The organism is Acinetobacter sp. yr461 (assembly GCF_900110445.1).
Lineage (GTDB): Bacteria > Pseudomonadota > Gammaproteobacteria > Pseudomonadales > Moraxellaceae > Acinetobacter > Acinetobacter calcoaceticus.
Genome location: NZ_FODU01000003.1, coordinates 22684 through 36365, shown reverse-complemented (window position 1 = coordinate 36365; position 13682 = coordinate 22684). Strand labels below are relative to the sequence as shown.

The 13682-nt window shown below is 38.5% G+C and carries 14 protein-coding genes; 3 read left to right on the top strand and 11 right to left on the bottom strand.

Annotation, left to right across the window (positions count from 1 at the left end):
- Positions 1-33: 33 nt before the first annotated feature.
- The 6 genes from BMW38_RS06490 to BMW38_RS06465 form a co-directional block, all read right to left on the bottom strand.
- On the bottom strand, positions 34-924 hold the full coding sequence (locus BMW38_RS06490) for a LysR family transcriptional regulator (RefSeq protein ID WP_092706720.1): 891 nt from the start codon (positions 922-924) through the stop codon (positions 34-36).
- Positions 925-1014: 90 nt separating this feature from the next.
- Entirely contained in the window at positions 1015-2370 is a 1356-nt protein-coding gene (locus tag BMW38_RS06485) for an MFS transporter (RefSeq protein WP_092706717.1), read from the bottom strand.
- Between the two features lie 42 nt (positions 2371-2412).
- Positions 2413-3690, bottom strand: coding sequence for a salicylate 1-monooxygenase (salA, locus tag BMW38_RS06480; protein ID WP_092706715.1), 1278 nt, complete (start codon positions 3688-3690; stop codon positions 2413-2415).
- 177 nt (positions 3691-3867) lie between these two features.
- Positions 3868-5241, bottom strand: a complete 1374-nt coding sequence (locus tag BMW38_RS06475) for a PQQ-dependent sugar dehydrogenase (protein ID WP_092706713.1) — start codon at positions 5239-5241, stop codon at positions 3868-3870.
- A 70-nt stretch (positions 5242-5311) separates the two neighbouring features.
- Positions 5312-5722 (bottom strand): PH domain-containing protein, encoded by a 411-nt coding sequence (locus BMW38_RS06470; RefSeq protein ID WP_092706711.1) that lies wholly within the window; start codon positions 5720-5722, stop codon positions 5312-5314.
- A 57-nt stretch (positions 5723-5779) separates the two neighbouring features.
- Positions 5780-6469 (bottom strand): aspartate/glutamate racemase family protein, encoded by a 690-nt coding sequence (locus BMW38_RS06465; protein WP_092706709.1) that lies wholly within the window; start codon positions 6467-6469, stop codon positions 5780-5782.
- Between the two features lie 250 nt (positions 6470-6719).
- Here BMW38_RS06465 and BMW38_RS06460 point away from each other — a divergent pair, with 250 nt between their 5' ends.
- Genes BMW38_RS06460 through BMW38_RS06450 form a run of 3 tightly spaced genes read left to right on the top strand, consistent with a single transcriptional unit; the run spans position 6720 to position 8466 of the window.
- Positions 6720-7292 carry a nuclear transport factor 2 family protein gene (locus BMW38_RS06460; protein WP_213031111.1) on the top strand — a complete coding sequence of 191 codons (573 nt, stop codon included), beginning with the start codon at positions 6720-6722 and terminating at the stop codon, positions 7290-7292.
- On the top strand, positions 7259-7753 hold the full coding sequence (locus BMW38_RS06455) for a chalcone isomerase family protein (protein WP_092706707.1): 495 nt from the start codon (positions 7259-7261) through the stop codon (positions 7751-7753). The genes BMW38_RS06460 and BMW38_RS06455 overlap by 34 nt, the downstream gene beginning before the upstream one ends.
- Before the next feature lie 17 nt (positions 7754-7770).
- Positions 7771-8466, top strand: coding sequence for a response regulator transcription factor (locus BMW38_RS06450; RefSeq protein WP_092706705.1), 696 nt, complete (start codon positions 7771-7773; stop codon positions 8464-8466).
- Here BMW38_RS06450 and BMW38_RS06445 read toward each other — a convergent pair.
- Genes BMW38_RS06445 through BMW38_RS06425 form a run of 5 tightly spaced genes read right to left on the bottom strand, consistent with a single transcriptional unit; the run spans position 8463 to position 13675 of the window.
- Positions 8463-9791, bottom strand: a complete 1329-nt coding sequence (locus tag BMW38_RS06445; RefSeq protein WP_092706703.1) for a sensor histidine kinase — start codon at positions 9789-9791, stop codon at positions 8463-8465. The genes BMW38_RS06450 and BMW38_RS06445 overlap by 4 nt on opposite strands.
- Before the next feature lie 29 nt (positions 9792-9820).
- Positions 9821-10870, bottom strand: a complete 1050-nt coding sequence (locus BMW38_RS06440; protein ID WP_005046228.1) for an SAM-dependent methyltransferase — start codon at positions 10868-10870, stop codon at positions 9821-9823.
- 8 nt (positions 10871-10878) lie between these two features.
- Entirely contained in the window at positions 10879-11658 is a 780-nt protein-coding gene (locus tag BMW38_RS06435) for a DUF1295 domain-containing protein (RefSeq protein WP_092706701.1), read from the bottom strand.
- Between the two features lie 29 nt (positions 11659-11687).
- Entirely contained in the window at positions 11688-12887 is a 1200-nt protein-coding gene (locus BMW38_RS06430) for an SAM-dependent methyltransferase (RefSeq protein ID WP_092706699.1), read from the bottom strand.
- A complete protein-coding gene (locus BMW38_RS06425) occupies positions 12884-13675 on the bottom strand; it encodes a DUF1365 domain-containing protein (RefSeq protein WP_092706697.1) in 792 nt (263 codons plus the stop codon). Before BMW38_RS06425 ends, BMW38_RS06430 begins: the two co-directional genes overlap by 4 nt.
- Between the last annotated feature and the right edge of the window lie 7 nt (positions 13676-13682).

Sequence of the window (13682 nt, the reverse complement as noted above, 5' to 3'; positions counted from 1 at the left end):
TAAATATAACTTTCAACACAGATGTTAATGGTTTTATAGAACTTCAAATATTTGGCCAACAGATTTAATCAACCATTTTCTGGCAATAATATCATCGCTACGATTAAACCAATTTAAACTCACCTTAAATGAGTCCATCGAGAAAGGTAATTCAAACATTTGGACATTACCATGAGCTAGATAATGTCGAGCTGCTCTTGACGGTAATGTCACCAACATATCTGAACTCTGCAAAACGCCTTGTAAAACACTAAAATGAGGAACTTCTAAACGGATGCGTCGCTTCAAATCCATTGTTTTTAAATATTGCTCAACTTGGATATGCCCTGTCGATGATTTAATGGCAACATGATCTTCTTGCAAATATTGCTCTAAAGTAAGCTTAGTCTGTAGCCTTGGGTGGTCTGCTCTAGCAATACATACATATCTTTCTTCAAATAGTGTACGTGTTTCTATTTTCGGCATTATTGTCTGCGTACTATTAAAGACAGCCAGATCTAAAAAACCATCAATGAGCCACTGCTCAACCTTATCTGATCGAATCTCTTCAATTTCAATTTGAATATGTGGGGCTGCTTTTTGTAAAAAAGCCATAAGGCTAGGCAAAAGACAAATTTCCCCTGCGTCAGATAGTCCAATTCTGAACGTTTTATTCGAGTTTTCAGGGTGAAATTCATGTGCTTGAGCAATCGCCGATTCAATATTAAAAATCGCTTGATGGAAAATTGGATAGAGTTCATGAGCGACTTTTGTTGGCTCCACTCCTCCTCGACTTCGGGTAAATAACTCATCATTTAACTGACGGCGTAAACGGTTCAAATTATAAGTGACCGAAGGCTGGCTTAAATTTAATTTATCGGCAGCTTTACTAATATGACGAGACTCATAAATACAAACAAAAACTTTAATCAAACCTAAATCCATGGTCTTGATCCTTAAAATACTCTAAACAAAGACTTTAGCTTCTTTATTTAGAGTTTAGTTTGTTTTATCGGAATAAAAAATGCTTAACACTTATGGGGATATGCTTGAATTGAGTAGTACTCGTTTAGTTTTACTGCAAATACTTATGGCGATAACACTCAATGTGGCAAGTACACAAGGAATGGCTAGAGCAATAAAATTATATTCAATTGGTAAATGCAGACTTAAAAGCCAACCACACAAAATCGGTCCCAAAATAGCGCCAATACGCCCTACGCCTAAAGCCATACCAATGCCAGTACTGCGAATTGGGGAAGGATAAAACTGCGCCATATAAGCCAGTAATAAAATTTGCCCTCCAATAGAAGCCGCACCTGCAACAGCAATGCAGAGATATAAAATCACCATAGGTAACGCATAGCTTAATAAGTAAAGTGAAATTGCACCCGCTAAGAACAGCGAACAAATGACTTTACCTAAATGAAAACGATCAGCAAAGAAACCACCTCCAATCGCACCAAGCATTCCGCCTAAATTTAACGCCAGTAAAAATACCAAACTGGTTGATAGGTCGTAGCCTGCTTCTACCATTAACTTTGGTATCCAATTACCTAGGGCATACACCATAAGTAAAGCCATAAAAACACTGAGCCAAAAGAAGACGGTAACCAGAGCACGATTTTCGGTAAACAAGGCAACCAAAGGACGAGCAGCAACTTGTTGGTTTTCCTGATGTAAAACAATATTGGTCTGGACACTTATATTTTGTTCCGGAGCTAACTGTTGAAGTAAATGTCGTACCTCATCCCACTTCTTCTGGCGAATTAAATAATCAATCGATTCAGGTAAATACTTCCAAATAATCGGTAATAGAACCAACGGAATGCCTGCCAAAATAAACATGATTTGCCAACCAAAATTAGGCACCAACCACATGCCTAAAAGTGCCGAGCCCATACCACCAATGGCGTAACCACTAAACATCAGTGAAACTAAGGTAGATCTTAACTTTTTGGGGGCATATTCTGTCATTAGGGCAATAACGTTGGGCATTACACCACCTAAACCTAAGCCCGCAATGAAACGGTAAATTGCAAACGCTTTTGGACTATCGGCAAGACCGCATAACACAGTAAAACCACTAAAAATCATGATGCATAACATAATAAGGCGTTTACGACTAAAGCCATAAGATTCTAATTTGTCCGCTAAACTTCCAAACAGCATTGCACCAAACATCATGCCAAACAGTGCAACACTACCTAAAAGCCCAGCAGTCATACTATCTAACTGCCAGTGCTGCATGAGCTTAGGCAATGCAACACCGTAAATGACCAGATCATATCCATCAAAAATAATAATAAGTGCACTCAGCAAAATCACTCGCCAATGCAATGGCGTTAACTTTGCCTCATCAATCAATTGATTTGCATTTAGTTTTTCCATAATTGCTTTCCTTAGCAAATTGTTTATAAAGCATCACATGATTTAAATAGTTGCGATTCCTAGCTGTTTTAATTGTTGCTGTGCATCCGTAACATCTTGCTCTAAATCGTGTTGCCACAACCAGTCAAAACGATGTTCAAGGTGCTCGCCAATTTCTGCAAACGTTGAGTACTGAGTTGAATAGCACTCATAAATTTCGCCAGACTCACGAGAGGTTTGTTGAACACGGCAAGCTCGTTTTAAACGCAGCTTTTCATAAATTGAAGACACATCGGTTAGCTGATCTACTTGTAAGTTTTTTGTCGCCAGTAAGGCAGCAAGGATTAAAGCATCTTCGAGACCTTGCCCTGCTCCAGCACCTTGATGAGGTAACATAGCATGTGCGGCATCACCCATAAGAATCACGTGACCCGAGGCACTTTGATAAGTCGAAAGCTCCTCAATTTCATGTAAGGCCCAAATGGTAGGCTCTTCAATTAAACCGAGTAATGTTTGGCAGCTTTCGCTCCAGTCTGAAAAATCGGAAAGCATTTGAGCTTTATCGACAGGGCGTGTCCATGGTGTATCTGTTGGTAGTACCGTATCTTCACGATTTGAGCAAAAGGCAACAATATTGATTTGCTCACCCTTACGAATTGGGAACGTCAAAATATGCTTATCTTTGCCCAATAACATTTGTGGAATATCAGCTAAGTCTGTATCACCATCTATTTGCTGCAAAGCTGCTTTAAATGAAGCATGTGAAATGATGCCACGATATGCCCAAGTTCCTGAAAAGCGTGGATGAACAGGCGGCAAAGCATGGGTAGCTAAAACATGTTGGCGAGCAACAGAGCGAATACCATCAGCCCCAATCAAATAATCACATTCGTGCCGACTACCATCACTAAAATGCAAAATCACCACATCATCATGTTCTTCAATCGCCTCAAGGCGTTTAGAAAAGTGGACATTTTGCGTAGGCATGTGAGGAATAATGGCATCTAGAAAGTCTGCACGATGAACAGAAGACTGCCCTACACCTGCCGCTACCGATGCAGATAAATATTCATCGGTATAACCATTTCGCCATTGAAACCAAACATCTTGAAATGGTGCAGATACCTTATCTGCAATTGCGTGATATTCATTGGCTAAACCTAGCAGTTCGATCGCTTTAACTGCATTGGCACCAAAAGAAATCCCTGCCCCAATTTCAGAAAACTGAGGTGCAGATTCAAACATTTGGACATCTAAATGAGCGTGTTTACTTAAATTACTTGCCAATGCCAGACCAGCAATACCGCCACCAACCACGGCAATTCGAATATGTGTATTCATGTGTTTTATCCTTAAACATCATTGTTGTTTTCACATATTCATTTTTGAGAAGTTGGCTTATAAAGTCCAATTAGTATTTTTTTCGTTCAATTATTTAAAAATTAAATAATAGCCAGTTGGACGAGCCTCTATAAAGCTTAAAGGCCGTCCATGCTAATAAATGATCGTTAATAAACTTTATGGTGTGCCTGGCGGGGTTCCAATAGCATATTTCATTGGAGCTTCATAAGTCGTTTCAGCAACTGGTGAAACACGCCAAATCGTATTGCCCACGTCATCTGCAACTAACACGGCACCTGAAAAATCAACTGCTACACCTACAGGGCGCCCATAAGCTTTGCCTTTGTCACTTAAAAAGCCTGTTAAAACATCTTGTGGAGGACCAGATGGTTGACCACTTCTAAATGGAACATAAACTACTTTATAACCACTGTGCGGTTTACGGTTCCATGAACCATGCTGACCAATGAATGCGCCACCACGATATTGTGGCATGAGTTCAGCTGCATAGAATGCAAGACCTAAAGAGGCTGTGTGATTACCTAGTGCATAGTCAGGTTTAAGTGCACGTGCGACCAGTTCAGGATTTTGTGGTTTTACTCGTACATCTACATGTTGACCATAGTAGCTATAAGGCCAGCCATAAAAAGCACCGTCTTGAACCGACGTCATATAGTCAGGTACTAAATCACTGCCAATTTCATCGCGCTCATTAACAACCGTCCAAAGTTTGCCGCTTTGAGGTTGCCAAGCCATACCATTTGGATTACGCAGTCCCGTTGCAAATGGGCGTGACTGACCACTTGCAATATCAAACTCCATAATTTGTGCGCGACCTTTTTCTTTTTCCATACCATTTTCAGCAACATTACTGTTAGAACCGACAGTAATGTACAGCTTACTCCCTGCTGGGTTAGCGATCACATTTTTGGTCCAGTGGTGATTTAAAGGACCACCCGGTAAGTCCAATACTTTGGTTCCACTTGCTGTAATTTGAGTTTCGCCCTCTTGATAAGGAAAACGCACAAGTGCATCTGTATTGGCGATATATAAATTATTACCTACTAATGCCATACCAAACGGTGAGTTCAAATCTTTGAGAAATACCGTTTTCTGATCGGCAATCCCGTCTCCATTGGTGTCTCGAAGCAAACTAATACGATTGGCACTCGGATGAGATGATCCTGCACGCTTCATCACAAAAGTCATAATTTTACCCTTAATCCCTTTACCGTCTTCTGGTTTAGGTGGGGCATCTGTTTCAGCAACCAATACATCACCATTGGGTAACACATAAAGCCAACGCGGATGTTCAAGCCCTTTTGCAAATGCTTTTACTTTCAAACCTTCTGCTGGTGTTGGCATAACACCACTCGGCCAGCCTTCTGCTGGTGCTATATTTACGATTGGAAATAAACTTGATTTAGGTTCGGGCAATTTTGGTTCAGGTCCATAGCTCTCGGTTATAGGAGATTGAGAGGATGAAGCACATCCAGCTAATGTAATTAAAACCGTAGTGCCGAAAATTGGCAGTAAAAAACGTGTAAGCATGGTTTATCTCCATTTATTTTTTGTCGTCATGGAAATAGCGTAATTTATGTTTGCAATTAAACAAGCAACTTTAATGGAGTCTTTTGTTTATGGCTTGAAAAAAACCTTCTTTATCTTTTGGCGAAATCATCACTGATATAACTTCTCCATTTTTCATATAATAAATTTTGAGTCGATCTAATGAGAGCGCTGGAGATGAAAGTGGATTATGAGTAGGTTGTATTTGAGTAATATCTTTAATATTAATTTTCCATCGGAATACCAAGCTCTTAATAATTAATGTGTCGTTTTCTACTACGTAATAAGTGTTAAAAATTGGAAGCCAAATGATAAAAATAATTAAACTATAAATAATGAGATGCGGAAAATTTGAAGCTAAAGAATAATGATGATTTGCTTCATAAATTTTCATAATGATATTGGCAGTAATAACAATAAATATTAATAAAAGCCACCAATCAATTTTTGATCTAAATTTCAAAAGTTATCTTCCTTTCTTCATTTCATTGATAAAATTTATCTTCTATTACATAATTTTTTATTCTAAAGCAAAACTCACCGCCTCTTTTGCATGAATGGTAGTCGTATCAAATAAAGGAACCGAGAATTTAAGCTCACCAATCAACATACAAATTTCGGTACAACCCAAGATAATTCCTTCTGCTCCATCAGTTATGAGCGCCTCTACAATAGTCTCATATTTTTGCTGTGATTCTGGATTGATCACACCTAAACAAAGTTCTTCATAAATAATACGATGTACTATCTTTCTGTCGGCTTCATTTGGAATCATCACGTCAATTCCATGCTCCTGTAATCGAGCCTTATAAAAATCTTGCTCCATTGTAAAAGCTGTTCCCAAGAGTGCGACTTTACTAATGTCTTGACTCACAATTTCTTTTGCTGTGGCATCAGCAATGTGTATAAAAGGAACTGTAATAGCATCCTCAATCTGCGGTGCAATTTTATGCATGGTGTTCGTACACACCAAAATACAATCTGCCCCTGCTTTTTCTAAATTTAGCGCCTGCTCAGCTAAATATGCGCCAGCTTCTTGCCATAAGCCTTTCGCTTGCAACGCTGCGATTTCTTCAAAATCAACACTATTAATAATGACCTTAGCAGAATGTAATTTTCCTAATTTACCGTGAACCATTTTATTAATTTGTTGATAATAAAGCGCTGTAGATTCCCAACTCATTCCGCCTAATAAACCAATTGTTTTCATTATTTAAACTTCCTATTTATTCAAATGTAATCTATATCTCTTATGAGTAAAGCGCAGCTAGAATAAAATTGCTTTCTTAATACTAAAATTTGTGGAGTCCAGAGAAACTTCTAACTTCAATAGATCTAATAAAGGGTCTTTCTAAAAGAAAAAACTAACCTCTAAACGTCAATCTAAAAACATAAGAATTCACGCAAACTTCACGACCAGCTCTTTAATTTAATCTTATAAAGTTGGCTCGGATATAGACATGAAAATTATAACCACAGCCCTAGGGCTGATTACCTTGGTAGGTTTAACAGCGTGTAAAAGTGTGCCTAGCTATTCAGGTGACTATGCTAAAGCTGAACAAAAGATTACTGGAATAACATTAAATGACGAGCAGGCATTAGATATCGGTAATCGTTTTGTTGCCGCATTTAATACACTTGGCACCCCTTCTTTTGTAAGCAATGCTGGCAATCTCTACGCTGATCAGCTCTATATCAACGATACACTCTCGCAGTTCTCTCAAAAGAAAGATCTCATTAAGCATTTTGAAGGCATGAATGCTCGAGTAAGTAATGTCACTGTAAAACTCATTAGTGCAACTCACCATCAAGATACAGCCTACATCCATTGGTACATGACCTATGACTTTAAAATGCTAGGCCGCTCAAAAACAATGGCTTCTTATGGAATGAGTCAAATTAAAATTAATGAACAGCAAAAAATTATTTTCCAGCAAGATTATTGGGATCCGGCGAATGGCCTTTACCGTTCTTTACCAATCTTTGGAGGAGTCTATAAATGGATATTACCGTTCAAAAAAGTCGAGTCTTAATATTTCTGGGAATTTTGATCGTATCTCAAGCTAACGCGGCTGAACTGAAAAAATGTAGTTCAGCACCTTTGATGGTCACGAGTAAGAAAGTGGGAAATGTCAGTTACTTTGCTGAAGATTGCTTAAAAAATTGGCAGAGTCAAAGCATCAAAATGGACTTTAGCTATAACCGCGATATTCCCGAGTGGGCATTTAAGCGCGCAGCAACCCATTATTTGAAAAAGAATATTAGTGGATTTGATGCAAAATCTCCGCTTAATCATATTAATGAACTTTATAGACCCATCAAAAATGGAGACTTATATAGTTTGTATTACCAGCACGAAAATCAAAAACTAGAACTAAAATTAAACCAGAAGCTACTCGGTTCTTTAAGCAATCCGAATGCAAATCAATATTTTAAAATCTGGTTTGGTAGCGAACCATTTAATGCTAAATTAAAACAACAATTATTAAATTAATGGCTTAATAAAATCTTATGGGTAATCATTTTATCCTCATGGTTGAGGACCATTTTGAACTTGCAGCAACAGTCTGCGAATTTCTTGAAGTGCATGGTTATATCATCGATCATGCGCGTAATTTAGATGCTGCACGGACTTTTCTCAAATCGCAGCATTATCATCTTTTGCTGCTCGATATAAACTTACCGGACGGCTCAGGTTATGACCTATGCAACTGGCTACGCACCGAACAAGGCGTTGATATTCCTGTCCTTATGCTGACAGCAAGAGATACTTTAGATGACAAGATTAAAGGTTTTACCGCTGGAACAGATGATTATTTAGTAAAACCCTTTGATTTTAATGAATTAGTGATGCGGATTCGTGCATTAATTAAAAGAGCAGCTGGCGAAGTCACTCATCATAAAATTCAGATTCATGATTTAATTCTTGATAGCGCAACCCAAACAGTTATTCGTGCCGGAAATAATATCGAATTGCCGCCTATTCAATTTAAATTATTAAAAATTTTGATGCGTCAGTCGCCAAAAGTGGTGACCAAACAAGAACTGATGATGGAGTTATGGGGCGATGAAGAACCAGAAAGTGATGCATTACGCAGTCATATCTATAATTTAAGAAAAATGGTTGATAAACCTTTTGACCCTAAGCTATTACATACAGTGGCAGGCGTCGGTTTAAAAATTGCTGTAGAAAGTTCTGCAAGTTAACTCAAATAGACCACAACAATTAAACCTGTTGCCTGTTCTAAGTCCAACTCAGGATGAGTAGCTAAATAGTACTGCCGATCAAACAACTCCACTCGCCATCCTAATTGTTTGCAAAGCTTTTGCACCAATTGCAAGCCAATACCATGGCCTTTAACTTTTAAAGAAAGCTGAGAGTCGCTGAGCTCTTGAACCTTAACATCGTTAGGTAGAGAAATTCCAATTCCATTATCCGCAATAATCAGGCTGTTTTTTTGTTGAATAATGTCGATTTCTGAGCCTTGAGAATAATTCAGCGCATTACGTAAAATATTGCTTAAAACCATTTTAGTCATAGAGGGATATAACCAGCGCGGCTGTTCAGAAAGGTCGGGTTGAATATGAATATGTATCCCCTTACTCTCACTCACTGCTTGTAAACTTTCGACTAGATCCTTCACAATTCTAGATAAAAAATTCTTTTCAGACGGTAAGCTTTTTACTGTATTACGTGCAATCGCCAGTAAGGTATCAACTAATAACTGCATATCCTCAATCGTATTATGAAGACGAACTAAGGCTTTATCATCTCCATATCTCGCCTGACAAAGTTGCACATTACCTTTCAAAATGGTTAACGGAGTACGTAGCTCATGGCTCACATCTCCCGTAAACTCCCTTTCACGTCGAATAAAATCACTTAAAACTTGATGATATTTTTCCAAAGCTTGTTTGAGATATTCTGCTTCCATGTTGCCATTGGTATTAATATCTCTAAAAGGAGATGCTTGGGTATCTTGATGTGCCCAATCGATATTTTCCAAAGCATTTGCCAAGCGTGTAATTGGGGAAAAATAGCGTCTGGCTTTTCGATTTGACCACCATAAGAAGCTATATAGCACAGACAAACTAAACATGAGCGGAGCCAGCCCAAATAGCCAGATCAGCTTATTGACATTGCTCTCGCCAAATACCAACAGAACATGTTGACCATTATGCTCACCATAGACTGTCATTCGCTCTTTACCATCAACGAATACTCGGTGCACCCCACTTTCTAAACGCATGCCTCGAAAAGGTTGAGGTGCAATCTCTGTATTCCACCGATATCCATATAAATTTTTCGTATCCGGTAAATCTGCATTTGGGTCACGTTCTATGCGTAACCAGTAATGCTCCATTTCTTGCTCTAAAGCGGTTTTAAGTAAAGAGCCTTTAATGACCCATGCACTACAAGCCAACCCGACCACGATCGATAATGCAATCAGGCCAATCTGCAACCAATAATATCGATTGAACATTTTGGCTAATGGATGACTAGATTTGCCATCATGTCGAGTTCTTATCATATCTTTATCGCCGAGGTAGGCTCTAGAAATTACAATGATCTCTTTCTAAATAAAAAGTGACCAATTACCCATTCTTGTCCTTGCTCAAAACCAAACAGCTCAGCACAAGCCATGAAGAAAATACGCCAACGTTGCCACCAAATATTGGCATCTTTTCCATAGATTTTTTTAAACAGAGGCTTCAATTCAACTTCTTGATTATCCATATTATCAAGCCAAGCATTTGCGGTTCTCATATAGTGCTCACCCGACCACTGCCACTGTTGAGCCAATTCTAAATGCTCTTGAAAATGCAAAAAAGTTGACGTCGCAGGCATTAAACCGCCAGTAAAGAAATACTTGGACATCCAATCATAATCTGATTTTACTTCAAAAGGATAATGTAAAAAGCGATGGCAAAAAATATGACACCAAAGTAGCCCATCTGCCTTTAACCATCCCTGAATTTTCTCAAAAAGACGTTGATAGTTACGAACGTGTTCAAACATTTCAACCGATACAACCCGATCAAATTGATCTTGGTCTAATTCGAGCACATTCACATCACATGTGAGCACTTCAAGATTCGTTAAACCCTTCAACTTTGCTTGCCCAAGAATATGCTTTTTCTGGGTTGCAGAGTTTGAAACAGCAGTAATCTGTGAGCGCGGATAGTTTTCTGCCATCCATAATGTTAGAGAACCCCATCCACAGCCTAGCTCTAAAATGTGTTGACCGTTTTTAAGTTGTGCTCTTTCACAGTAAAGCTGAAGTGCGAGCTCCTCTGCTTGATCTAAAGTTGTTGTTTTAGTCGGAAAATAGCAAGCACTATATTTGAGTCTTTTTCCAAGCACTGCCTGAAAAAACTCAGTCGGCAATTCATAGTGCTGCTCATTTGCTTTGTCTGTTTCAACGGCGATTTCGCTCCGTTTCAGCATATTAAGCACATCCATATAGCGCTGTGCCCCTTGTTCAGGGTCATAACGCCCTTCTTGAATTAAGCGTTTTTTGCTTAAAGCACGAATTGCTGCCCGAATTGCATGATCTGGAATCACACCACTTTCAACAATTTTTAAAGACTGATGAACAATAAAATCCATATGCGCACCTATTTTTTGGGTTTTCGCGGAATAAACATTGATGTTTTTTGTTGATAATCAAGATAATTTTGGCCGCGGCTTTTAATTGCTTGTTTTTCACTAAATGGAATACCCGTGACGTAGTATAAAAATAGCCACATCAGTAACGGATAAATCCACAATAAATACTGGCCCGCAGCTAAACCAATGATTGGATAGGCAAACCAGTGTAACCATTCAAAAAAATAATTTGGGTGACGTGAGTAACGCCATAAACCCTGATCCATCGTTTTGCCATGATGTTCCGGATTTAATTTAAATCGGTATAACTGCTGATCAGCGAGCTGCTCTCCAATAAAGGCAATCACCATGATGACAGCAGCAATCACTAAAGCGATTTTATATCCACCACTCCATTCAATTGCTTCTACATTGAGTAGCGTCCACATCGGAAAAAAGAACAAAAGCACCAAAAGAGTTTGAAAAATAATAAATAATAAAAAGCCAAAGTGCTGGAACTTACCCATCGACTTACGCATGTTCGCGTAACGACCATCTTCTTTTTGTTCGGATTGATAACGTCTTAACAAATGCCAAAATAATCTTAAAAACCATAAGCCGCTAAAAATGCCGATAAAAAGTCTTACTTCAACTGGAGCAACTGAAATGAGTAATGAAGACACAATAATGTTCAGTGCCAGACAGAAACTCCATGCGGCATCTACAATTCCAGCTCGACCATTTACTGTGGCAAGTAGCCAGCTCAGCAACATGATCATTAAATCTAGAATCAGTAAATTCCAAAACATGAGCAGTCTCCTTGCTTGATGTGTTTGAGTTAGTAACTGGTACTTTCAAACAACAAGTGAACATTGCTTATCACACCTTCTTTGAAACCACCCTCGCAATAACATAAATAGAAATCCCACATGCGAATGAAGTTTTCATCAAAACCCAGAGCCAATACTTCCTCTCGTGCGATTAAAAACCGTGCTCGCCAGTGATGAATTGTTTTTGCATAACTTAAACCGATGTCATTTAAATGCTTTAGCCTTAAACCACTTTCAGAGGCGGTTTGAGTCAATACGCTCACGCTAGGAATAAAGCTACCAGGGAAAATATAACGCTTAATATAATCGACTGTATTTAATGCTTTTTTATAACGGAAATCTTCAATGGTGATGGCTTGAATAAATGCTAAACCTTTCGGTTTTAACAGCGCTTTACACTGATCAAAATATGTTGATAAATATTGTGCACCTACGGCCTCAACCATTTCAATTGAAACCAACTTATCGAACTTCCCTTCGAGCAAGCGGTAGTCTTTTAATTGCACATCAATTCGATGTGCCAACCCAGCTTCACTTACGCGAGTAACGGCTTCATCGTATTGAGCTTGTGAAATGGTAATGGTGGTCACTCTACAGCCGTAATGTTGGGCTGCATAAATTGCAAAACCACCCCACCCACTTCCAATTTCAACCAAATGATCCATCGGTTTTAAATCTAACTTTTTACAGATGAGCTCTTTTTTAAAATCAGATGCGTCTTCGAGTGACATGTTTTCACTTTCAAAAACAGCACTCGAATACATTAACGACGGATCTAAAAATAATTCAAAAAAGTCATTACTTAAGTCATAGTGCTCAGCAATATTTTTACGGCTCCCGCTTATAGAATTTTTTCTATTTTTATACCAACCCTTCAGAAAAAACTGGCTCGCCTGTGCAATAACATTCTGGTTAAACTGGTCTAATACATCTCGATTACGTGCCAATATCTGAACCAACTCTACAAGTTGTTCGCTGCTCCAATCACCACGGATATAGCCTTCAGCTGCTCCTAAAACACCATTTTTTAAAATGAGATCCATCAGCAAAGGATTGCGAACTTCAATCACAGCATGTAAGTCTGAAACCTCGCCAACCGTACCACTCCATGCACCCTGAAAAGTGATCTGTCCATGACGTAGTTTGAGAAGACTCTTAAGCAGTAACGGTAGTGAGTCATCTTCACCATAAAGAAATGTTTTTATCATGTCTTATCTACCTTGATCTTTTTAGGATGACGATAAAATGGAACTTTTTTTCGCCACAACTTAAATGCCTCTAAATATATTGAAAACAACATTTTAAAAGGGGCTAGGCTGTTCATAAGAGCATATCGATACTGCTGTGAAGGAAATGTGATGGGCACAAGTTCAAACCGCATAGTTGCATCAAACACTTGTTTTTGCTCTTCAAAGAGCTGCATCTGAATGACATTTTGTTGGTCTGAAAAACTAAATCGCCAGCGGTAAGTCAACTGCATGGGCATAAACGGCGAGACGTGAAATGATTTTTCAAAGTTAAAATCAAAACTCTGATAACCGCCCACATTACTTTGTTGTTTTGTGCAGTCGTGTATATAAACTTTTCGTTCATTCCAAGGAGTGTTGGTGATTTCACTTACAATAAATATAGGTTTCCCAGTTTTACCTAAAACAAAATAAAAGACCACAGAGTTAAACCTAAAACCGAGACAACGAGGTAAAGCCAACACTCTGATTTGCCACTCTGGCCTAAAATGTGAGTTACTATTTTCCAATATCGCTTTCTCTACTTTCTCCCTTATAGAACCGCGATACATATTTAAAAAATCATTTTTAGATAGTTTTAGTACATTCCAATGATTGGTTGACCAAAGTGGGCAATCTTTTGCAATCTCATTTAATTGATCTGGATCGAACCATAAGTAATTTAAGGTCGATGTGAATTGATGCTGTTTGGGGCTATAGCGTCGGTGACGAATAAGTGTAGGAGCTATAGCAAGTTTATTTAATAACATTTGAAAA

What these genes read in the sequence shown, in the direction of transcription:
- BMW38_RS06460 (WP_213031111.1), top strand. Translation starts at nt 6,720, where the DNA reads ATGAAAATTATAACCACAGCCCTAGGGCTGATTACCTTGGTAGGTTTA.
- BMW38_RS06425 (WP_092706697.1), bottom strand. Translation starts at nt 13,675, where the DNA reads ATGTTATTAAATAAACTTGCTATAGCTCCTACACTTATTCGTCACCGA.
- BMW38_RS06450 (WP_092706705.1), top strand. Translation starts at nt 7,771, where the DNA reads ATGGGTAATCATTTTATCCTCATGGTTGAGGACCATTTTGAACTTGCA.
- BMW38_RS06465 (WP_092706709.1), bottom strand. Translation starts at nt 6,469, where the DNA reads ATGAAAACAATTGGTTTATTAGGCGGAATGAGTTGGGAATCTACAGCG.
- BMW38_RS06445 (WP_092706703.1), bottom strand. Translation starts at nt 9,791, where the DNA reads ATGATAAGAACTCGACATGATGGCAAATCTAGTCATCCATTAGCCAAA.
- BMW38_RS06455 (WP_092706707.1), top strand. Translation starts at nt 7,259, where the DNA reads ATGGATATTACCGTTCAAAAAAGTCGAGTCTTAATATTTCTGGGAATT.
- BMW38_RS06475 (WP_092706713.1), bottom strand. Translation starts at nt 5,241, where the DNA reads ATGCTTACACGTTTTTTACTGCCAATTTTCGGCACTACGGTTTTAATT.
- BMW38_RS06430 (WP_092706699.1), bottom strand. Translation starts at nt 12,887, where the DNA reads ATGATAAAAACATTTCTTTATGGTGAAGATGACTCACTACCGTTACTG.
- BMW38_RS06435 (WP_092706701.1), bottom strand. Translation starts at nt 11,658, where the DNA reads ATGTTTTGGAATTTACTGATTCTAGATTTAATGATCATGTTGCTGAGC.
- salA (WP_092706715.1), bottom strand. Translation starts at nt 3,690, where the DNA reads ATGAATACACATATTCGAATTGCCGTGGTTGGTGGCGGTATTGCTGGT.
- BMW38_RS06440 (WP_005046228.1), bottom strand. Translation starts at nt 10,870, where the DNA reads ATGGATTTTATTGTTCATCAGTCTTTAAAAATTGTTGAAAGTGGTGTG.
- BMW38_RS06485 (WP_092706717.1), bottom strand. Translation starts at nt 2,370, where the DNA reads ATGGAAAAACTAAATGCAAATCAATTGATTGATGAGGCAAAGTTAACG.
- BMW38_RS06490 (WP_092706720.1), bottom strand. Translation starts at nt 924, where the DNA reads ATGGATTTAGGTTTGATTAAAGTTTTTGTTTGTATTTATGAGTCTCGT.